Raw genomic sequence first — 14,019 nt, 5'->3', positions numbered from 1 at the left:
TATATATTTATTTAATAATTTTTTATGACAAAAAAACTGCTCTAAATAAATAGAACAGCTTTTTTAATGACTTTTATTTTTTTATCTTCATTTTTCTTATAGGTATATTGGCCACAAGGGCTGGTGAATTGCCCTCTTGCTCCTCAACCCTTGTAAGTTTTACTTCTACATCAGAATTATCAATCTCCACATATTTAGCTATAACATTCATTATCTCACCTTTTATCAGTTCAAGGAGCTCTGGAGACAAATCAGCTCTATCATGAATTAAAATTAATTTTAATCTTTCATTGGCTACATCCTTTGAAGAAGGTTTACTTGAAAAAAATTTAAATAAATCCATAATCCTATCTCCTAACTACTTAAATTTAAATAATTTTTTTATAGCTGACATAAATCCACTAGAGGTTTCATTTTCTTCTAAAGGAAGAAAAGGAACCTCTTCCCCTGTTATTCTTTTTGCAATATCTAAGAAAGCATGCCCAGCTTTAGAATTGTTATTTAAAACTATGGGCTCCCCTCTATTAGTTGAAATTGTTATATCTCTGTCATTAGGCACAACTCCTATAAGCTTTATTGCCAGATTATCTATTATATCATTAATACCAAGCATATCACCACGTTTAACCATTTCAAGATCTATTCTGTTAACTACAAGCTTATGATCTTCTAATCCCCTAGCATCTAATTTTCCAATTACTCTGTCAGCATCTCTTATAGAAGTTACTTCAGGATTTACTACCACAATTGCCCTGTCAGCACCTATAACTGCATTTTCAAAGCCCTGCTCAATTCCAGCGGGACAATCAATCAAAATATAATCATATTCATTTTTAAGTTCATTTACTAAATTAAGCATTTGTTCTGCATTTACATCATTTTTATCCCTAGTCTGTGCCGTTGGAAGTAGAAACAAATTATCATATCTTTTATCCCTTATAAGTGCCTGCTTTAATCTGCAATTTTCCTCAACTACATCTAAAAGTGTAAAAACTATTCTATTTTCAAGGCCCATTAATACATCTAAATTTCTAAGGCCCGTATCACCATCCACCATTACTACTTTCTTTCCCATAGCTGCAAGCGCCGTACCAATATTTGCTGTAGTAGTAGTTTTTCCAACTCCACCTTTTCCAGATGTTATTACAATAGCTTCTCCCATTTAATTTACCTCCATTATATGAATTTATTAGGTGAATAAGGTTCTACAATTATAGTGTTTCCCTTTATCTTTGCCACCTCAGGATAATCAGGTTTTTCATCGTTTTCTGGAGCCCTTGTCATTATATTAGCTATTTGCAAAACCTTAGGTTCTAACCTAAAAGCAGCTATAATTGACTTGTCATTACCATTTACACCGGCATGCACATCTCCTTTAAGACTTCCAAGCACAATAATATTTCCTGCTGCAAAAATTTCAGATCCTGGATTCACATCACCTATTATAACTATATTTCCAGTATAATTTATTACCTGACCACTTCTTACGGTTCTTCTGAGAAATTTAGTTCTTCCTTCATAAACCCCCGTAAAAATTTTACTTTCATTTTCTTCAACATCCTGAAATATACAATCTTTTATAAGAAATTCTTCAAAAAGAATATCCTTTAATTTTCTAAGTTCTCTTTCACTTACAAACTTGAGTTGTGTAGTAATTTTCAATGTACAGCCCTTATAAAATCTTTTACCTCTTGAAAGCTTTTGTTCTAATTTTTCCAGCATATCACTGAAATCTTTAAAGGCATTCATATCAATTAGCACATTTAGACCATCTTTATTTCCTTTTAGCACAATTTTGTCTTCACCCATAAATAATAAACCTCCAAAGGTTTTTAAGCTTCCTTTATACATTTCAACACAATTTGTTAAAAATCCTTCTTTTATAATTAATTTTTTAAAATAATTATAGGAAATCTGTAATGGACTTAAAGATTGTACTAAAAATACTTAAGTTCACAATTTGTACATAAATTTTAGTAAAAGCACCATAAAACTCATTAATTTAAAATTAAGCTTTATAGTGCTTTTAGATATAATATATTTTTATTTATTTACTGATACTTTACTCGCATCTGGCGGTGGAAGATCTGTTGGTGCATCAAACTTATAATTTAATTTAGTAAGCTGATCCTTAAAATAGCTTTCATAAATCCCCTTAGCTACATATGCAGCCTGACTACCATATCCACCATCAAATATAACTACAGCTACAGCTATTTGTGGATTATCCGCTGGTGCATAACCTATAAACCAGGCATAATCTGATCTTCCTATTTTGTCCTGTACATCTGTGTTACCTTGCGCTGTACCAGTTTTACCTGCCGTTTTAATATAATTATTAAAATCTCCAAGTGCTCCTGCTGCCGTACCATCTGCTCCTGCTCCACCAGTAACCTGACCCATACCTTTCATAACAAGATCTCGATTGGCAGCGTTAATATCAATTTTATTTAATACTTCTGGTTTAAATTCACTTACTATCTTTCCATCTGCGTCCACTATTCTATCAAAAAGATGAAGTTTGTATCTTGTTCCTCCATTGGCAAGGGTAGATACATAGCCAGCCAGCTGCAATGGAGTAAAAGCATTCATACCCTGACCTATAGATGCAAATTCTATATGATAATGAGCTTTAGGATTTAAATCACCAATAGCACTTGCCATTTGATTAATTGTGTCCGTAACCGCAGCATTTACATTCGCATCACTATAATTCTTCCCATTATACTTTGGATCGATAGCTATCAATTGCTTATACATGGGTGTATATAAATTGATATAATTTTTAGTTTTACTATAAAATTCAGTAGAAGAAATTCCACTTTTTATAGTATCTTTTATGGAATTTTTTATTTGAGCTTTGATACCTAAAACATCTTTACTGTCATCCGGTCTATCATATAAATCTATAGATTGAAATTTCTCACCTTTAGTTCCACTACCATTACTCAAATCCTGCTCTATATTTAGAAGAAATTGTGTGGCATTTATATTTCTCTGGGATACAATATTATAAACTTGACCAAAGTTTTCTGGAATTTCAATACCTGTACCTGGATTAGCATCCTTTGGATCGGCCCCCAATCCAAATTGCCATGCATATTTTGCTAAGGCATCATCCCCCTGTGCATCTTTAAGTCTTTTGCCTACCTCCATAAAATAAGGATTGCTGGAAACTGTTATTGCCCTTACTACATCTACAATTCCATTTGCAGGTTCTGTTTTAAATACATAGGGATGATTTATATCATCACCATAATATATTGCCTGATCATTAACTGTTGAAGTTGCATTTATAACACCAGATTGTAAACCAGCTATTGCTGTCAATGGCTTAAAGGTTGATCCTGATGGAATCAGCGGCATTGTAGCATAATTGTACAAAGGCTTTGGAAAATAATCATATTTATCTTTTCTTATAGTTGTATTTCCCTTAATGCTGCTATCTACAGGAAACATAAAATCAATTAAATCTTGAGGCTTTCCATTAGCCTTTGCCATTTGTACATAGTCAGGATTGAAATATTTCTTCAGCTGCTCCTCAGTTAATCCAGTAGGATTTGAAAAATCATTTGGATCAAAACCAGGTAGACTGGCAAGAGATAATATTCCTCCATTATGCGTATCAATTACTATGGCAGCTCCTCTTGTAGCATTTCTTGTATTCAGATCCTGAACTTGTCCTTTCTGCTGTAAGGTTGTCATTTCTTTCTGCAATGCCTGTTCTGTAGCATACTGAACATTAGCATCTATTGTAAGCTGTATGTTTTGCCCAGGGGAAGCTTCTCTACTGGCTAAATTGTTAGTAATTCTTCCCTGCTTATCTATTTGAGCAACATCTCCACCATTGCTGCCTCTTAATCTACTTTCATAGTATGCTTCAATTCCTGAAGTACCTATATAATCATTACTCACATCATAACCTTTTTCAGCATATTTCTGCTGATCTGTAGAATTTATTTTACTTATATAACCTAAAACTGAAGAGGCAAGAGTTCCATAAGGATAGCTTCTCATAGGCTGAATGTCCACATTTATTCCAGATAAATCTGATAGCTTTTGCCATAATATAAGTGCTGTATTTTTTTTAATATTACTGGCAATAGGTACTGGCTTATATCCAGAAAAGCTATTCATTTTTATAGCATCTTTTATTAGCAGATATCTTCTTAATTCATCTACTGTATATTTACTGTCAATTTTTGAAACTCCTGATACAACTCCGTAGGTTTTATCATCTATAAGTGCATTAAATACTTGTTCTGGAGTCAATTTAAGAAGTTCACTGTTAAGCTTGCTTGTTTCTGCTACAGTTAAATCAGTTTCCTTTTTGCCTTTAAATTCTGTTTTTAGTATTGAATCCTGAAAACCTCTATCCTTCAAAAATCTGAGTTGCAAGGTCTGTATGGCTTTCGGATCATTGGTATTGAATTCAAATCTATAGGGATTTACCTTTAATGCAAAGCTATCATCCTGCTTTTCATTGTTGTCATCTAAGATTTTAAATACCTTTGATATAGTATAAAAGAACTGATCTTTGCTGTCCTCAGTATCTATAAAAGTAACCTCATAGCTTTGTACATTAGTTGCCAGCTTTATGCCATTCTTATCTGTGATTGTTCCTCTTGGTCCTTCCTGTGGTATAAGCTTGTGAGACTTAGTATTAGCTACCTCACTATAATATGTCCCCATGTTTATCTGTAAATTAAATAATTGTGTTCCAATGGCAGAAAAGGCAATTATCATAATTACAATTAAAACAGTATACCTATTAAATATTTTTTTCTTTTTTTTATCATTTATCATAACATCCCCACTCTCGTAAAATTCCAATTAATCTTCTTTACATAAATCTACAAATATTTAAACTTATATTATATTTCAATGTAATTCATTAAAAATCCTTCTCCTATGTTTAATTTTTTTAATAATGGGAATATTTATTGTAAAAATTTAAATAGATTTTATAATAAAAAAGCATCATAAAATCCAGATTTAAACCAAATGGATTTTATGATGCTTTTAAACTTATATATTTTTTATTTATTTGATGAGGTATTGTTTTCACCAGCTGTTGTAGGTAAAGTAGTATTTATATCAAATGGATAATTCATTTTAGTAAGCTGATCCTTAAAATAGCCTTCATAGATTCCTCTAGCTACATTTGCAGCCTCACTACCATAACCACCATCAAACAAAACTACAGAAACAGCTATTTGGGGGTCATTTGCCGGTGCATAACCTACAAACCAGCCATAGTCTGACCTGCCTGTTTTTGCCTGTATAGTAGTATCCACCTGTGCCGTACCAGTTTTACCTGCCGTTGGAATGTAATTATTAAAATTTCCAAGAGCTGCTGCTGCAGTACCATCTCCTCCTGCTCCAGTGGTAGTAACCTGACTCATACCTTGCATAACCAGGCTTCTGGTTTCAGGACTCATGTCAACTTTATTTAATATCTCTGGCTTGGTTTCACTTACCACTTTTCCATTAGTATCTGTTATCTTATCCACTAAATGAACCTTATACCTAGTTCCTCCATTGGCAAGAGTAGCTACATAATTTGCCATCTGTAATGGTGTAAAATTATCTATACCTTGACCTATGGAAGCATTGTAAATATGATAATTATATTTAGGTGTCAAATCTTCAATTGCCATTCCCATTTGCTGAATTACTACCTTATTTACAATATCATTTATATTAGCGTCACTTAAGTTCTTACCAGTTTCCTGAGATAACTGTTTAAATAAATTAGTAAGAGAAGTAATATAAGGTTTATTATTTTTAGTAAATTTACTACTCTCATCTACATTTTTAATAGTATTTTTAATAGTATTCTTTATCTGTGTTTTAATATCTGAAACATTTTTACTGTCATTACCCCTATCATATAAATCTACTTGTGGTAGTTTATCGTTGTAATAATCTGTACCAGTATTCAAATATTGCTCTATATTTAAAAGAAACTGTGTAGAATTAATATTTCTCTGAGATATTGTATTATATACTTGACCGAAATTTTCGGGTATTTCAATCCCGGTACTTGCATTACCCCCATTGGGATCAGCTCCTAAGCCAAATTGCCATGCATATTTTGCCAATGTATCTTCACCCTTCTGAGTTTTAAGATCTCTTCCCACAGTCATGAAATATGGGTTACTTGATTTAGCTAATGCTCTAACTACATTAACCGGACCATTGGCTCCATCAGAATGAAACCAAATAACATTTCCACCATCCCCAACAAAATATCCTTTATCATCAACTATTGTATTTGCATTTATAACCCCTGACTGAAGTCCTGCAACCGCAGCTAAAGGCTTAAAAGTAGAACCTGGTGGCAACAGTGACATAGTGGCATAATTATATAGATATTTAGGAAAATAATCAAATCTATCTGTTCTTATAGTAGTATTATTCTTAATACTACTATCTATAGGAAACATATAATCAATTAAATCCTGTGGCATTCCCTTTGCCTTTGCCAGCTGTTCATAATCAGGACTAAAATATTTTTTTATCTCATCATCAGTTAATCCACTGGGATTTGAAAAGTCATTTGGATTAAAGCTAGGTACACTTGCCAGTGCCAAAACTGCTCCTGTATGAACATCAATAACTACCGCTGCTCCCCTTGTAGCATTTTTCGTACTTTGGTCTCCAGAGCTACCAGCCTGCTGCAGCTGTGTCATTTTATTCTGAAGCGCCTGTTCTGTGGCATACTGTACATTTGCATCTAAAGTAAGCTGTACATTTTCTCCTGGAGAAGCCTCTCTGCTGGCTAATTTATTAGTAATTCTTCCCTGCTTATCAATTTGAACTATGTCTCCTCCATTGGAGCCTTTCAATCTGTCCTCAAGAACCGCTTCAATTCCAGAAGCACCTACATAGTCACTGCTGACATCATATCCCTTTTCAGCATACTTCTCCTGATCTGTAGAGCTTATCTTATTTATATAACCTAAAACTGAAGAGGCAAGAGTTCCATAGGGATAGCTCCTCATAGGCTGAATATCTACATTTATTCCAGATAAATCCGATAGCTTTTGCCATAATATTAATGCTGTATCCTTTTTAATATTACTGGCAATAGGCACTGGTTTGTACCCGGAAAAGCTATTCATCTTTATTGCATCCTTTACCAGTAGATATCTTCTTAATTCATCTACTGTATATTTACTGTCAATCTTTGAAACTCCTGAAACTATTCCATAATGCTTATCATCTATAAGTGTATTAAATACTTGTTCCGGAGTCAATTTAAGAAGTTCACTGTTAAGCTTGCTTGTTTCTGCTACCGTTAAATCAGTTTCCTTTTTACTATTAAATTCTGTTTTTAGTATTGAATCCTGAAAACCTCTATCCTTTAAAAATCTAAGCTGCAGGGTCTGTATGCTCTTAGGATCACTGGTATTGAATTCAAATCTGAAAGGATTAACTTTTAATGCAAAACTATCATCCTGCTTTTCACTATTATCATCTAATATTTTAAATATCTTTGACATTGTAGAAAAGAATTGCTTCTCACTGTCATCTGTATCCATAAAGGTAACCTCATAGCTTTGCACATTAGTTGCCAGCTTTATGCCGTTCTTATCTGTAATTGCTCCTCTAGGGCCTTCCTGTGGTATGAGCTTGTGAGACTTGGTATTGGCTGTTTCACTATAATATGTCCCCATGTTCACCTGTAAATTAAATAATTGTGTTCCAATAGCAGAAAATGCAATCAACATAATTATAGCTAAAACAGTATATCTGTTAAATATTTTTTTTTTCTTCCTATCTCTTATCATAAAATCACCACTTTTAAAATTTCCAATTACGTATCATGTAATCTTTTTTACATAAATTAAATATACATTTATACATAAATATTGCTATAACAAAACTATATATAGCTTGAAAAATAACATTATATATATTCATCTGAATATTCATCATATGAAGTATTACATAAATCAATATCCCTTTAAATAAGATTAATCCGAATATAGAAAGGACAGGCATAAGACGTTTCTCCTTAAACAGATTTCTGCCTATCTCACCTGCAAGTATGCATAAAAGCATATTAATTAGCACATTGACACCAAAGAAATTTAGAAAAAATATATCCTGAAGTGCACCAGTAACTATGCCCATTATCATAGCAGACCATCTATCGTTTATAACACTGTAACTTAAGGCAAAGATAAATAATAAACTTGGATAGTATCCATATATGGAAAGAAAGGGCATAACTGCATTGTCCATCACCGTAAATACAAAAATTAAAATTGTTAAAACTATAATCTTCTTCATCTGCATCACCCTAATAACTTATTTGACTAGTATCCTTAGGTATAATAATAAATACTTCTTCCAATTTATTAAAGTCTACATAAGGCTTCATTATAGCATATTTACTTATTTTAGTCTGGTCAACAGCTACACTGGTTACTTCACCTATTGGAATATCCTTAGGGTACAAATTTCCCATTCCGGAAGTTACTATTTCATATCCCTGCTTTACATCTGTATCCTGAGACATGTTGTCAAGTCTAGCTAATTTATTATTGTTACTGTCAGTATATCCATCTACAACACCATCAATAACTCCTGTATTTTTGATTTTTCCCGATACCTGAACATTGGGATTATTGAGAGTTCCAACCTTACTCCAACTGTCCGATGTAAATATTACCTTACCTACAAGTCCCTCCGGAGTAGCTACCACCAAACCATTTTTAACGCCATCTTTCTTTCCCTTATCTATAATCAATATGTCCATTAGACCATTTGCACCTTGCGAAGTAATATTGCAGTATCTATAGTCATATTGATCAATTTGATGTGTAAAATTTAACGCAGCGCTTAATCTCTTATTTTCTTCCTCTAAACTGTCATAGGCAGATGCCTTTTGTTTCATCTGCGTATTTTGTTTTTTCAAATCCTCATTTTCCTGCTTTACCTGAGAAAAATGGGTTATAAACCCTAGCCAATCTTTTACATTACTCATTCCTTTATAAATAACACCCTGTACTGAATTTAACGTAACCCCAACACCATTTTCCATTAAGGAAGCATTTTGCCTCTTTACACTAAAGCCTATTAGCACCAAAAAGCTAACTGACAGAACAACAATTGTTACTGCCAGCCTATTTTTCACAAATTTCATCTTTAGCCTCTGCTTTTACTTATCTTATCAAAGTGCTCAAGGGCTTTACCTGCTCCTAGTGCTACACAATCAAGTGGTGCCTCTGCTATATGTACAGGCATGTGGGTTTCGTTATTAATTAAAGAATCTAATCCTCTAAGGAGTGCTCCTCCTCCTGTTAGCATTATACCTATATCCATAATATCTGCTGCAAGTTCTGGTGGGGTTTTTTCAAGGGTAAGTTTAATTGAATCTATTATAGCTGATACAGGCTCTTTTAAAGCCTCTCTTACTTCTGCCTCAGTTATCTCTATATTCTTTGGAAGACCTGTAACTAGATCTCGTCCTTTTATTTCCATAGTTTCTTCTACATCTGAAACCTTATAAGCTGATCCCAATTGTACCTTAATATTTTCTGCTGTTCTTTCACCAATCATTAAATTATATACTTTTTTAATATAACTGATAATTGATTCATCCAGCTCATCTCCAGCAACTCTTAGAGATTTACTAGTAACTATGCCTCCAAGAGATACAACTGCAACTTCTGTTGTACCACCGCCGATATCTACCACCATGCTTCCCTTTGGTTCTTCCACAGGCAGACCTGCACCGATAGCAGCAGCCATTGGTTCCTCCATAAGCTGTACATCTCTAGCTCCAGCTCTTTTGGTAGCCTCATCAATAGCTCTCTTTTCTACCTCTGTAACTCCAGATGGAAAACAAACTATTATTCTAGGACTTGCAAAGCTGCCCTTTGAAGTTACTTTAGCAATAAATTTTTTAAGCATACTCTCTGTAACGTCAAAATCAGCTATAACTCCATCCTTTAAAGGTCTTATAGCAACTATATTTCCTGGTGTTCTTCCTATCATTTGCTTTGCCTCATTACCAACAGCAAGCACAGTTTTTGTATTTGTATTTATAGCAACAACGGAAGGTTCTCTTAAAACGATTCCCTTTCCCTTAACATACACTAAAGTATTTGCTGTTCCTAAGTCTATACCCATGTCTCTAGATATACCAAAAAATCCCATTTAAATTTTTCTCCTTTCAAACTTACAAAATTCCTTTTTCCTTTAAACTTACATAAATTCTATCACCAATAATAATATGATCTAAAAGGTCAATACCTATTATTTTACCACATTCTTTTAACCTATGAGTGATATTTATATCCTCAGCACTAGGTGTTGGATCACCTGACGGATGATTATGACATATTATAATAGAAGCACTATGAGCTAAAATAGCACTATGAAATACTTCTCTTGGATGCACTATAGAAGAATTCAAGCTTCCAACAGATACATCTACTATTCTGATAACTACATTCTTCGTATTCAATAAAATAACCTTAAGTACCTCTTTGTTTAGACTCTTCATTTCCTGCATCACCAAATCAGCAGCATCCTTAGGCTTTGAAATGCTGTAGGTATCTCCTGATCTATATGTACCAACTCTTCTTGTAAGCTCGCCTAATGCAATTATCTGTACTGCTTTAGCCATACCTATTCCATCAATCTGTAAAAGTTCTTCTACATTTAAGTTCAACAATCCGTTGAGTCCACCATTAAGCTTTAATAACCTGTTTGATAAACCTAGAATATTTTCCTTAACTGTACCACTTCTCAATATAATGGCTAAAAGTTCATTATTTGACAGAACTTCAGCACCATATCTAAAAAGTCTCTCTCTCGGTCTTTCATTTTCGGGTAAATCCATAATTTTAAGAGAATTAGCCAATACTGCACCTTCCTTTATAGACTTATTCCCATCTCCCCAAACATTTTACTCAATTTATTAAGTGGTAATCCAACTACATTGTAAAAGCACCCAGTTATAGATTCTACAAAAACCGCAGCGTTACCTTGTATACCATAAGCACCTGCTTTATCTAAACATTCTCCGGAACATACATATTTCTTAATCATTTCATCAGTTAAAGCAGAAAATTTCACCTCTGTGCACATATAATCTGTTTTCGTTTTACCAGAATTCAAATCCAGTATTGCAATACCAGTATACACATTATGAATATTGCCACTTAACCTCTTTAATATTCCAAATGCATCATTTTCATCTTTAGGTTTCCCCAAAATAAGATTTTCAAATGCAACAACTGTGTCACAACCTATAATAAAAGTATCTTTTCTTTCAGCTATTGTATTTTTAACTTCCCTTGCTTTGCCTTCTGCTAAAGTCGTAACGTATTTAGGAACATCGCCTTTAAACTCAATTTTCTTTTCATCAAAATTACTTGGAATAACTTTAAAATTTTCAGTAATTCTTTTTAAAAGCTCTATTCTCCTTTCAGAGGACGAAGCCAAAATCAAATTCATACTTTCACTTCCTAATATTTTCTACATATAATTATTGCTAATATTATTCCCATTATGGTAATAATATTGATATTAAAATTTGCTATCCAATGTTAGACTTAAAAGCTTAATAAAAAGAAATAGACCTATTGTACCTATAGTAGATACATCATTTGAAAACTAGCAATTTAAAATTTAGTGTCACTTATATGATTACAATAGTTACACCTATTCCTTTCAGCAAAATAAGAAATATGAAATTTTTTGAGTTTTTACCAATTATATTGCCATATCCCCCATTTAATTGAACCTTCCGTGTCTAATATAGTTTATCATTTAATATGCCTTTAAACAAGTATTTATATAAGTTATTAATAAAAATTTTTTAGTTTGTTTTCAATTAAAAAGTCTGCTTTTTAGCAGACTTTTAGCTATTTAGACAATTTTTTAAACTCGGAATACAAAAATACTTTGTCCTCATTTGCATTATCCTTTGAAAAACTTGCAGGGAGTTTGTCTATATGTTGTTTTATTTCTTCTAAAACTACTTTGTTTTTATAATTTCCATCTACCTTATCAAGCTTTTTAGTCCAATCCTTTAGTGCAGCAGTTTGAACTTCCTTAACATCTTTATCATAGGTTTTGTTTATAACTTGTAAACTTGCATTTAAAATACTTATTATTTGTGAATCACAGACATCATTTTTACTTAAACTATAATTTATATCCTGTACCTCAAATTTATTATCTCTTAAAAGTTTTACAGCAGCATCGTAATCCTTTTTGTTATCATAAATGCCGAACATAACTCTTATATTTCCGTTATCCTGAACCTCAAAAGGATTTCCAATTTTACCAAGCTTATTCATTAAATCCTGTGCATTTTCTTTCTTCGTAAATGTACCACATTGTAAAAATACAAAATCTACCGAATTATTCTGATTAAAAACTGCTTTACTTTCTGAACTTCCCACCACACTGCTATTGTTCTTTAAGAATATATTTGATATAAGAGTACCAATTAATATTGCACAAATTAATACTATAAATACAGCTACAACGTAAAACTTGTTACCCTTTTTTTTTCTCTTTATATCATATCTAGTATATCTCATCTTCTCATCCTCCCTAAATTTCACTACTATAAAATATATTTTAATATAGTAAAATTTATACTAGGAATTTAAGATATATTGATCACTAGCTACATATTTTCTTTTTTAATATTACTGCATTCCCATTATTACTTTCGTTCATAAAGAAATCATTACTTATTCTTACCAGTTGAAAACCACTATTTTTCAATACATTCAATATTTTTTTATCCTTTACTGAAACACCTATTAGAAAATCTTCTATACCAAAATTATGTAAGAAATATTTTAATATTTTATCTAATATAATATTTCCTTCATTATTATCTAATGAGGCTGATTCCATAGAAAAACAGGATACCCATACTATATTTTTATTTTTAAATTCAATTCTTCCTCTAAAAATTCCAATTATATTATTTCTTTTCATTATCTTTAAAAAAATTTCACATTCACTCATGTAATATTCTAAAAATCTTTCGTAAAATTCATTGGTTCCTAAATAATCATTACTATTGTATAGAAAAGATTTTTGGCTATTGTACCACAGTTGTATATGTTTAACATCTTCTCTTTCTACACTTGAAATACTAACTTCTCCATATTTTATATTTACATCAAACATACCTCCACCTCTTTTCTTTCTATTTAGGCATATTCAAATAAATAACTAGTCAGTATGCTAGCCTATTTTGAATCCTACTGCGTCAGCAGAACCCTCAGATAGCCCACTATCCTCAGAACCTGCTTCCTTGTTGGATTCAAAATATTCGTCGCATCTTTGACTTACTATTTATTTTCACATGCCTTATTTAAATTCTACACAAAATCATAATTTCCTTTTACACTGTAAAAATATATAACACAAAGATCCCTTCTATTAACTTAGTAGACTTCTTAGTTAGAAGGGATCTTTAGATTTCTGAAGATAAATAATAGATTATGAATATTTGTAAATATTGTTACTGAATTTTCTATCAATCTTCTTCATCAAAATCAATTATAGTTGGCATAGCTACAATTGCTGGTCCAAAATTTTTAGACTGAAAATCTCTCATATTCTCAAATAATAAATCCTCTTCATAAGATATATTCCAATCTATATTTCGATTATAATCATAATTTACATTAGCATCGTATATAGTACCAAAACTATAATCATTTTTAAATAGAAAATTTCTTTTCATTATAGGAAAAAAATTTTTTTCATTATTTATTGAATGGAAAGCTGGAATTTCATCAAAATTTTCATAAGGAGTATCATAAGGACATTCATACTCATAGGGCCTAGCAAAAAAATCACTATTATAATAATTTTTGTTCATTTAACACTATTCCTCCTAAATAATATAATTGTAACATTACAGCTACTAGTCATCGGATAAACAGAGTTCTAAGTATCGGTATTTTCGATACTTAGAAATCGTTATCCAGGGACGTAGCAGCCGTTATCTCCCACTTTGATAGA

The 14,019-nt window shown here is 32.0% G+C and carries 13 protein-coding genes; all 13 read right to left on the bottom strand.

Annotation, left to right across the window (positions count from 1 at the left end; genetic code table 11):
• Positions 1-73: 73 nt before the first annotated feature.
• The 13 genes from minE to ABF633_RS12855 all read right to left on the bottom strand — a co-directional run bounded on the left by minE (position 74) and on the right by ABF633_RS12855 (position 13,876).
• On the bottom strand, positions 74-343 hold the full coding sequence (minE, locus tag ABF633_RS12915; RefSeq protein WP_415524259.1) for a cell division topological specificity factor MinE: 270 nt from the start codon (positions 341-343) through the stop codon (positions 74-76).
• 15 nt (positions 344-358) lie between these two features.
• Complete coding sequence (gene minD, locus ABF633_RS12910; RefSeq protein ID WP_415524258.1) at positions 359-1,162, bottom strand: septum site-determining protein MinD; 804 nt, start codon at positions 1,160-1,162, stop codon at positions 359-361.
• Between the two features lie 14 nt (positions 1,163-1,176).
• Positions 1,177-1,809, bottom strand: coding sequence for a septum site-determining protein MinC (gene minC / locus ABF633_RS12905; protein WP_415524257.1), 633 nt, complete (start codon positions 1,807-1,809; stop codon positions 1,177-1,179).
• Between the two features lie 234 nt (positions 1,810-2,043).
• Positions 2,044-4,806 (bottom strand): penicillin-binding transpeptidase domain-containing protein, encoded by a 2,763-nt coding sequence (locus ABF633_RS12900; RefSeq protein WP_415524256.1) that lies wholly within the window; start codon positions 4,804-4,806, stop codon positions 2,044-2,046.
• A 233-nt stretch (positions 4,807-5,039) separates the two neighbouring features.
• Entirely contained in the window at positions 5,040-7,796 is a 2,757-nt protein-coding gene (locus ABF633_RS12895; protein ID WP_415524254.1) for a peptidoglycan D,D-transpeptidase FtsI family protein, read from the bottom strand.
• 13 nt (positions 7,797-7,809) lie between these two features.
• Positions 7,810-8,301 carry a rod shape-determining protein MreD gene (gene mreD / locus ABF633_RS12890; RefSeq protein ID WP_415524253.1) on the bottom strand — a complete coding sequence of 164 codons (492 nt, stop codon included), beginning with the start codon at positions 8,299-8,301 and terminating at the stop codon, positions 7,810-7,812.
• Positions 8,302-8,311: 10 nt separating this feature from the next.
• On the bottom strand, positions 8,312-9,157 hold the full coding sequence (gene mreC, locus ABF633_RS12885; RefSeq protein ID WP_415524252.1) for a rod shape-determining protein MreC: 846 nt from the start codon (positions 9,155-9,157) through the stop codon (positions 8,312-8,314).
• Positions 9,158-9,159: 2 nt separating this feature from the next.
• Positions 9,160-10,173, bottom strand: a complete 1,014-nt coding sequence (locus tag ABF633_RS12880; RefSeq protein ID WP_415524251.1) for a rod shape-determining protein — start codon at positions 10,171-10,173, stop codon at positions 9,160-9,162.
• Between the two features lie 22 nt (positions 10,174-10,195).
• Entirely contained in the window at positions 10,196-10,882 is a 687-nt protein-coding gene (gene radC / locus ABF633_RS12875) for a RadC family protein (protein WP_415524249.1), read from the bottom strand.
• A 14-nt stretch (positions 10,883-10,896) separates the two neighbouring features.
• Positions 10,897-11,478 (bottom strand): Maf-like protein, encoded by a 582-nt coding sequence (locus tag ABF633_RS12870; RefSeq protein WP_415524248.1) that lies wholly within the window; start codon positions 11,476-11,478, stop codon positions 10,897-10,899.
• Between the two features lie 410 nt (positions 11,479-11,888).
• Positions 11,889-12,572: an SPOR domain-containing protein gene (locus ABF633_RS12865; protein ID WP_415524247.1), complete on the bottom strand. Its 684-nt coding sequence runs from the start codon at positions 12,570-12,572 to the stop codon at positions 11,889-11,891.
• 85 nt (positions 12,573-12,657) lie between these two features.
• Positions 12,658-13,176 (bottom strand): GNAT family N-acetyltransferase, encoded by a 519-nt coding sequence (locus tag ABF633_RS12860; protein ID WP_415524246.1) that lies wholly within the window; start codon positions 13,174-13,176, stop codon positions 12,658-12,660.
• Positions 13,177-13,528: 352 nt separating this feature from the next.
• Positions 13,529-13,876, bottom strand: coding sequence for a hypothetical protein (locus ABF633_RS12855; protein WP_415524245.1), 348 nt, complete (start codon positions 13,874-13,876; stop codon positions 13,529-13,531).
• Positions 13,877-14,019: the final 143 nt, after the last annotated feature.

It is taken from the genome of Clostridium sp. (genome assembly GCF_047718555.1).
Taxonomy (GTDB): Bacteria; Bacillota; Clostridia; order Clostridiales; family Clostridiaceae; genus Clostridium_I.
Note: the sequence above shows the minus strand (reverse complement) of the source record. Positions and strands in the feature narration are given on the sequence as shown.

What these genes read in the sequence shown, in the direction of transcription:
- minE (WP_415524259.1), bottom strand. Translation starts at nt 343, where the DNA reads ATGGATTTATTTAAATTTTTTTCAAGTAAACCTTCTTCAAAGGATGTA.
- minD (WP_415524258.1), bottom strand. Translation starts at nt 1,162, where the DNA reads ATGGGAGAAGCTATTGTAATAACATCTGGAAAAGGTGGAGTTGGAAAA.
- minC (WP_415524257.1), bottom strand. Translation starts at nt 1,809, where the DNA reads ATGGGTGAAGACAAAATTGTGCTAAAAGGAAATAAAGATGGTCTAAAT.
- ABF633_RS12900 (WP_415524256.1), bottom strand. Translation starts at nt 4,806, where the DNA reads ATGATAAATGATAAAAAAAAGAAAAAAATATTTAATAGGTATACTGTT.
- ABF633_RS12895 (WP_415524254.1), bottom strand. Translation starts at nt 7,796, where the DNA reads ATGATAAGAGATAGGAAGAAAAAAAAAATATTTAACAGATATACTGTT.
- mreD (WP_415524253.1), bottom strand. Translation starts at nt 8,301, where the DNA reads ATGAAGAAGATTATAGTTTTAACAATTTTAATTTTTGTATTTACGGTG.
- mreC (WP_415524252.1), bottom strand. Translation starts at nt 9,157, where the DNA reads ATGAAATTTGTGAAAAATAGGCTGGCAGTAACAATTGTTGTTCTGTCA.
- ABF633_RS12880 (WP_415524251.1), bottom strand. Translation starts at nt 10,173, where the DNA reads ATGGGATTTTTTGGTATATCTAGAGACATGGGTATAGACTTAGGAACA.
- ABF633_RS12870 (WP_415524248.1), bottom strand. Translation starts at nt 11,478, where the DNA reads ATGAATTTGATTTTGGCTTCGTCCTCTGAAAGGAGAATAGAGCTTTTA.
- ABF633_RS12865 (WP_415524247.1), bottom strand. Translation starts at nt 12,572, where the DNA reads ATGAGATATACTAGATATGATATAAAGAGAAAAAAAAAGGGTAACAAG.
- ABF633_RS12860 (WP_415524246.1), bottom strand. Translation starts at nt 13,176, where the DNA reads ATGTTTGATGTAAATATAAAATATGGAGAAGTTAGTATTTCAAGTGTA.
- ABF633_RS12855 (WP_415524245.1), bottom strand. Translation starts at nt 13,876, where the DNA reads ATGAACAAAAATTATTATAATAGTGATTTTTTTGCTAGGCCCTATGAG.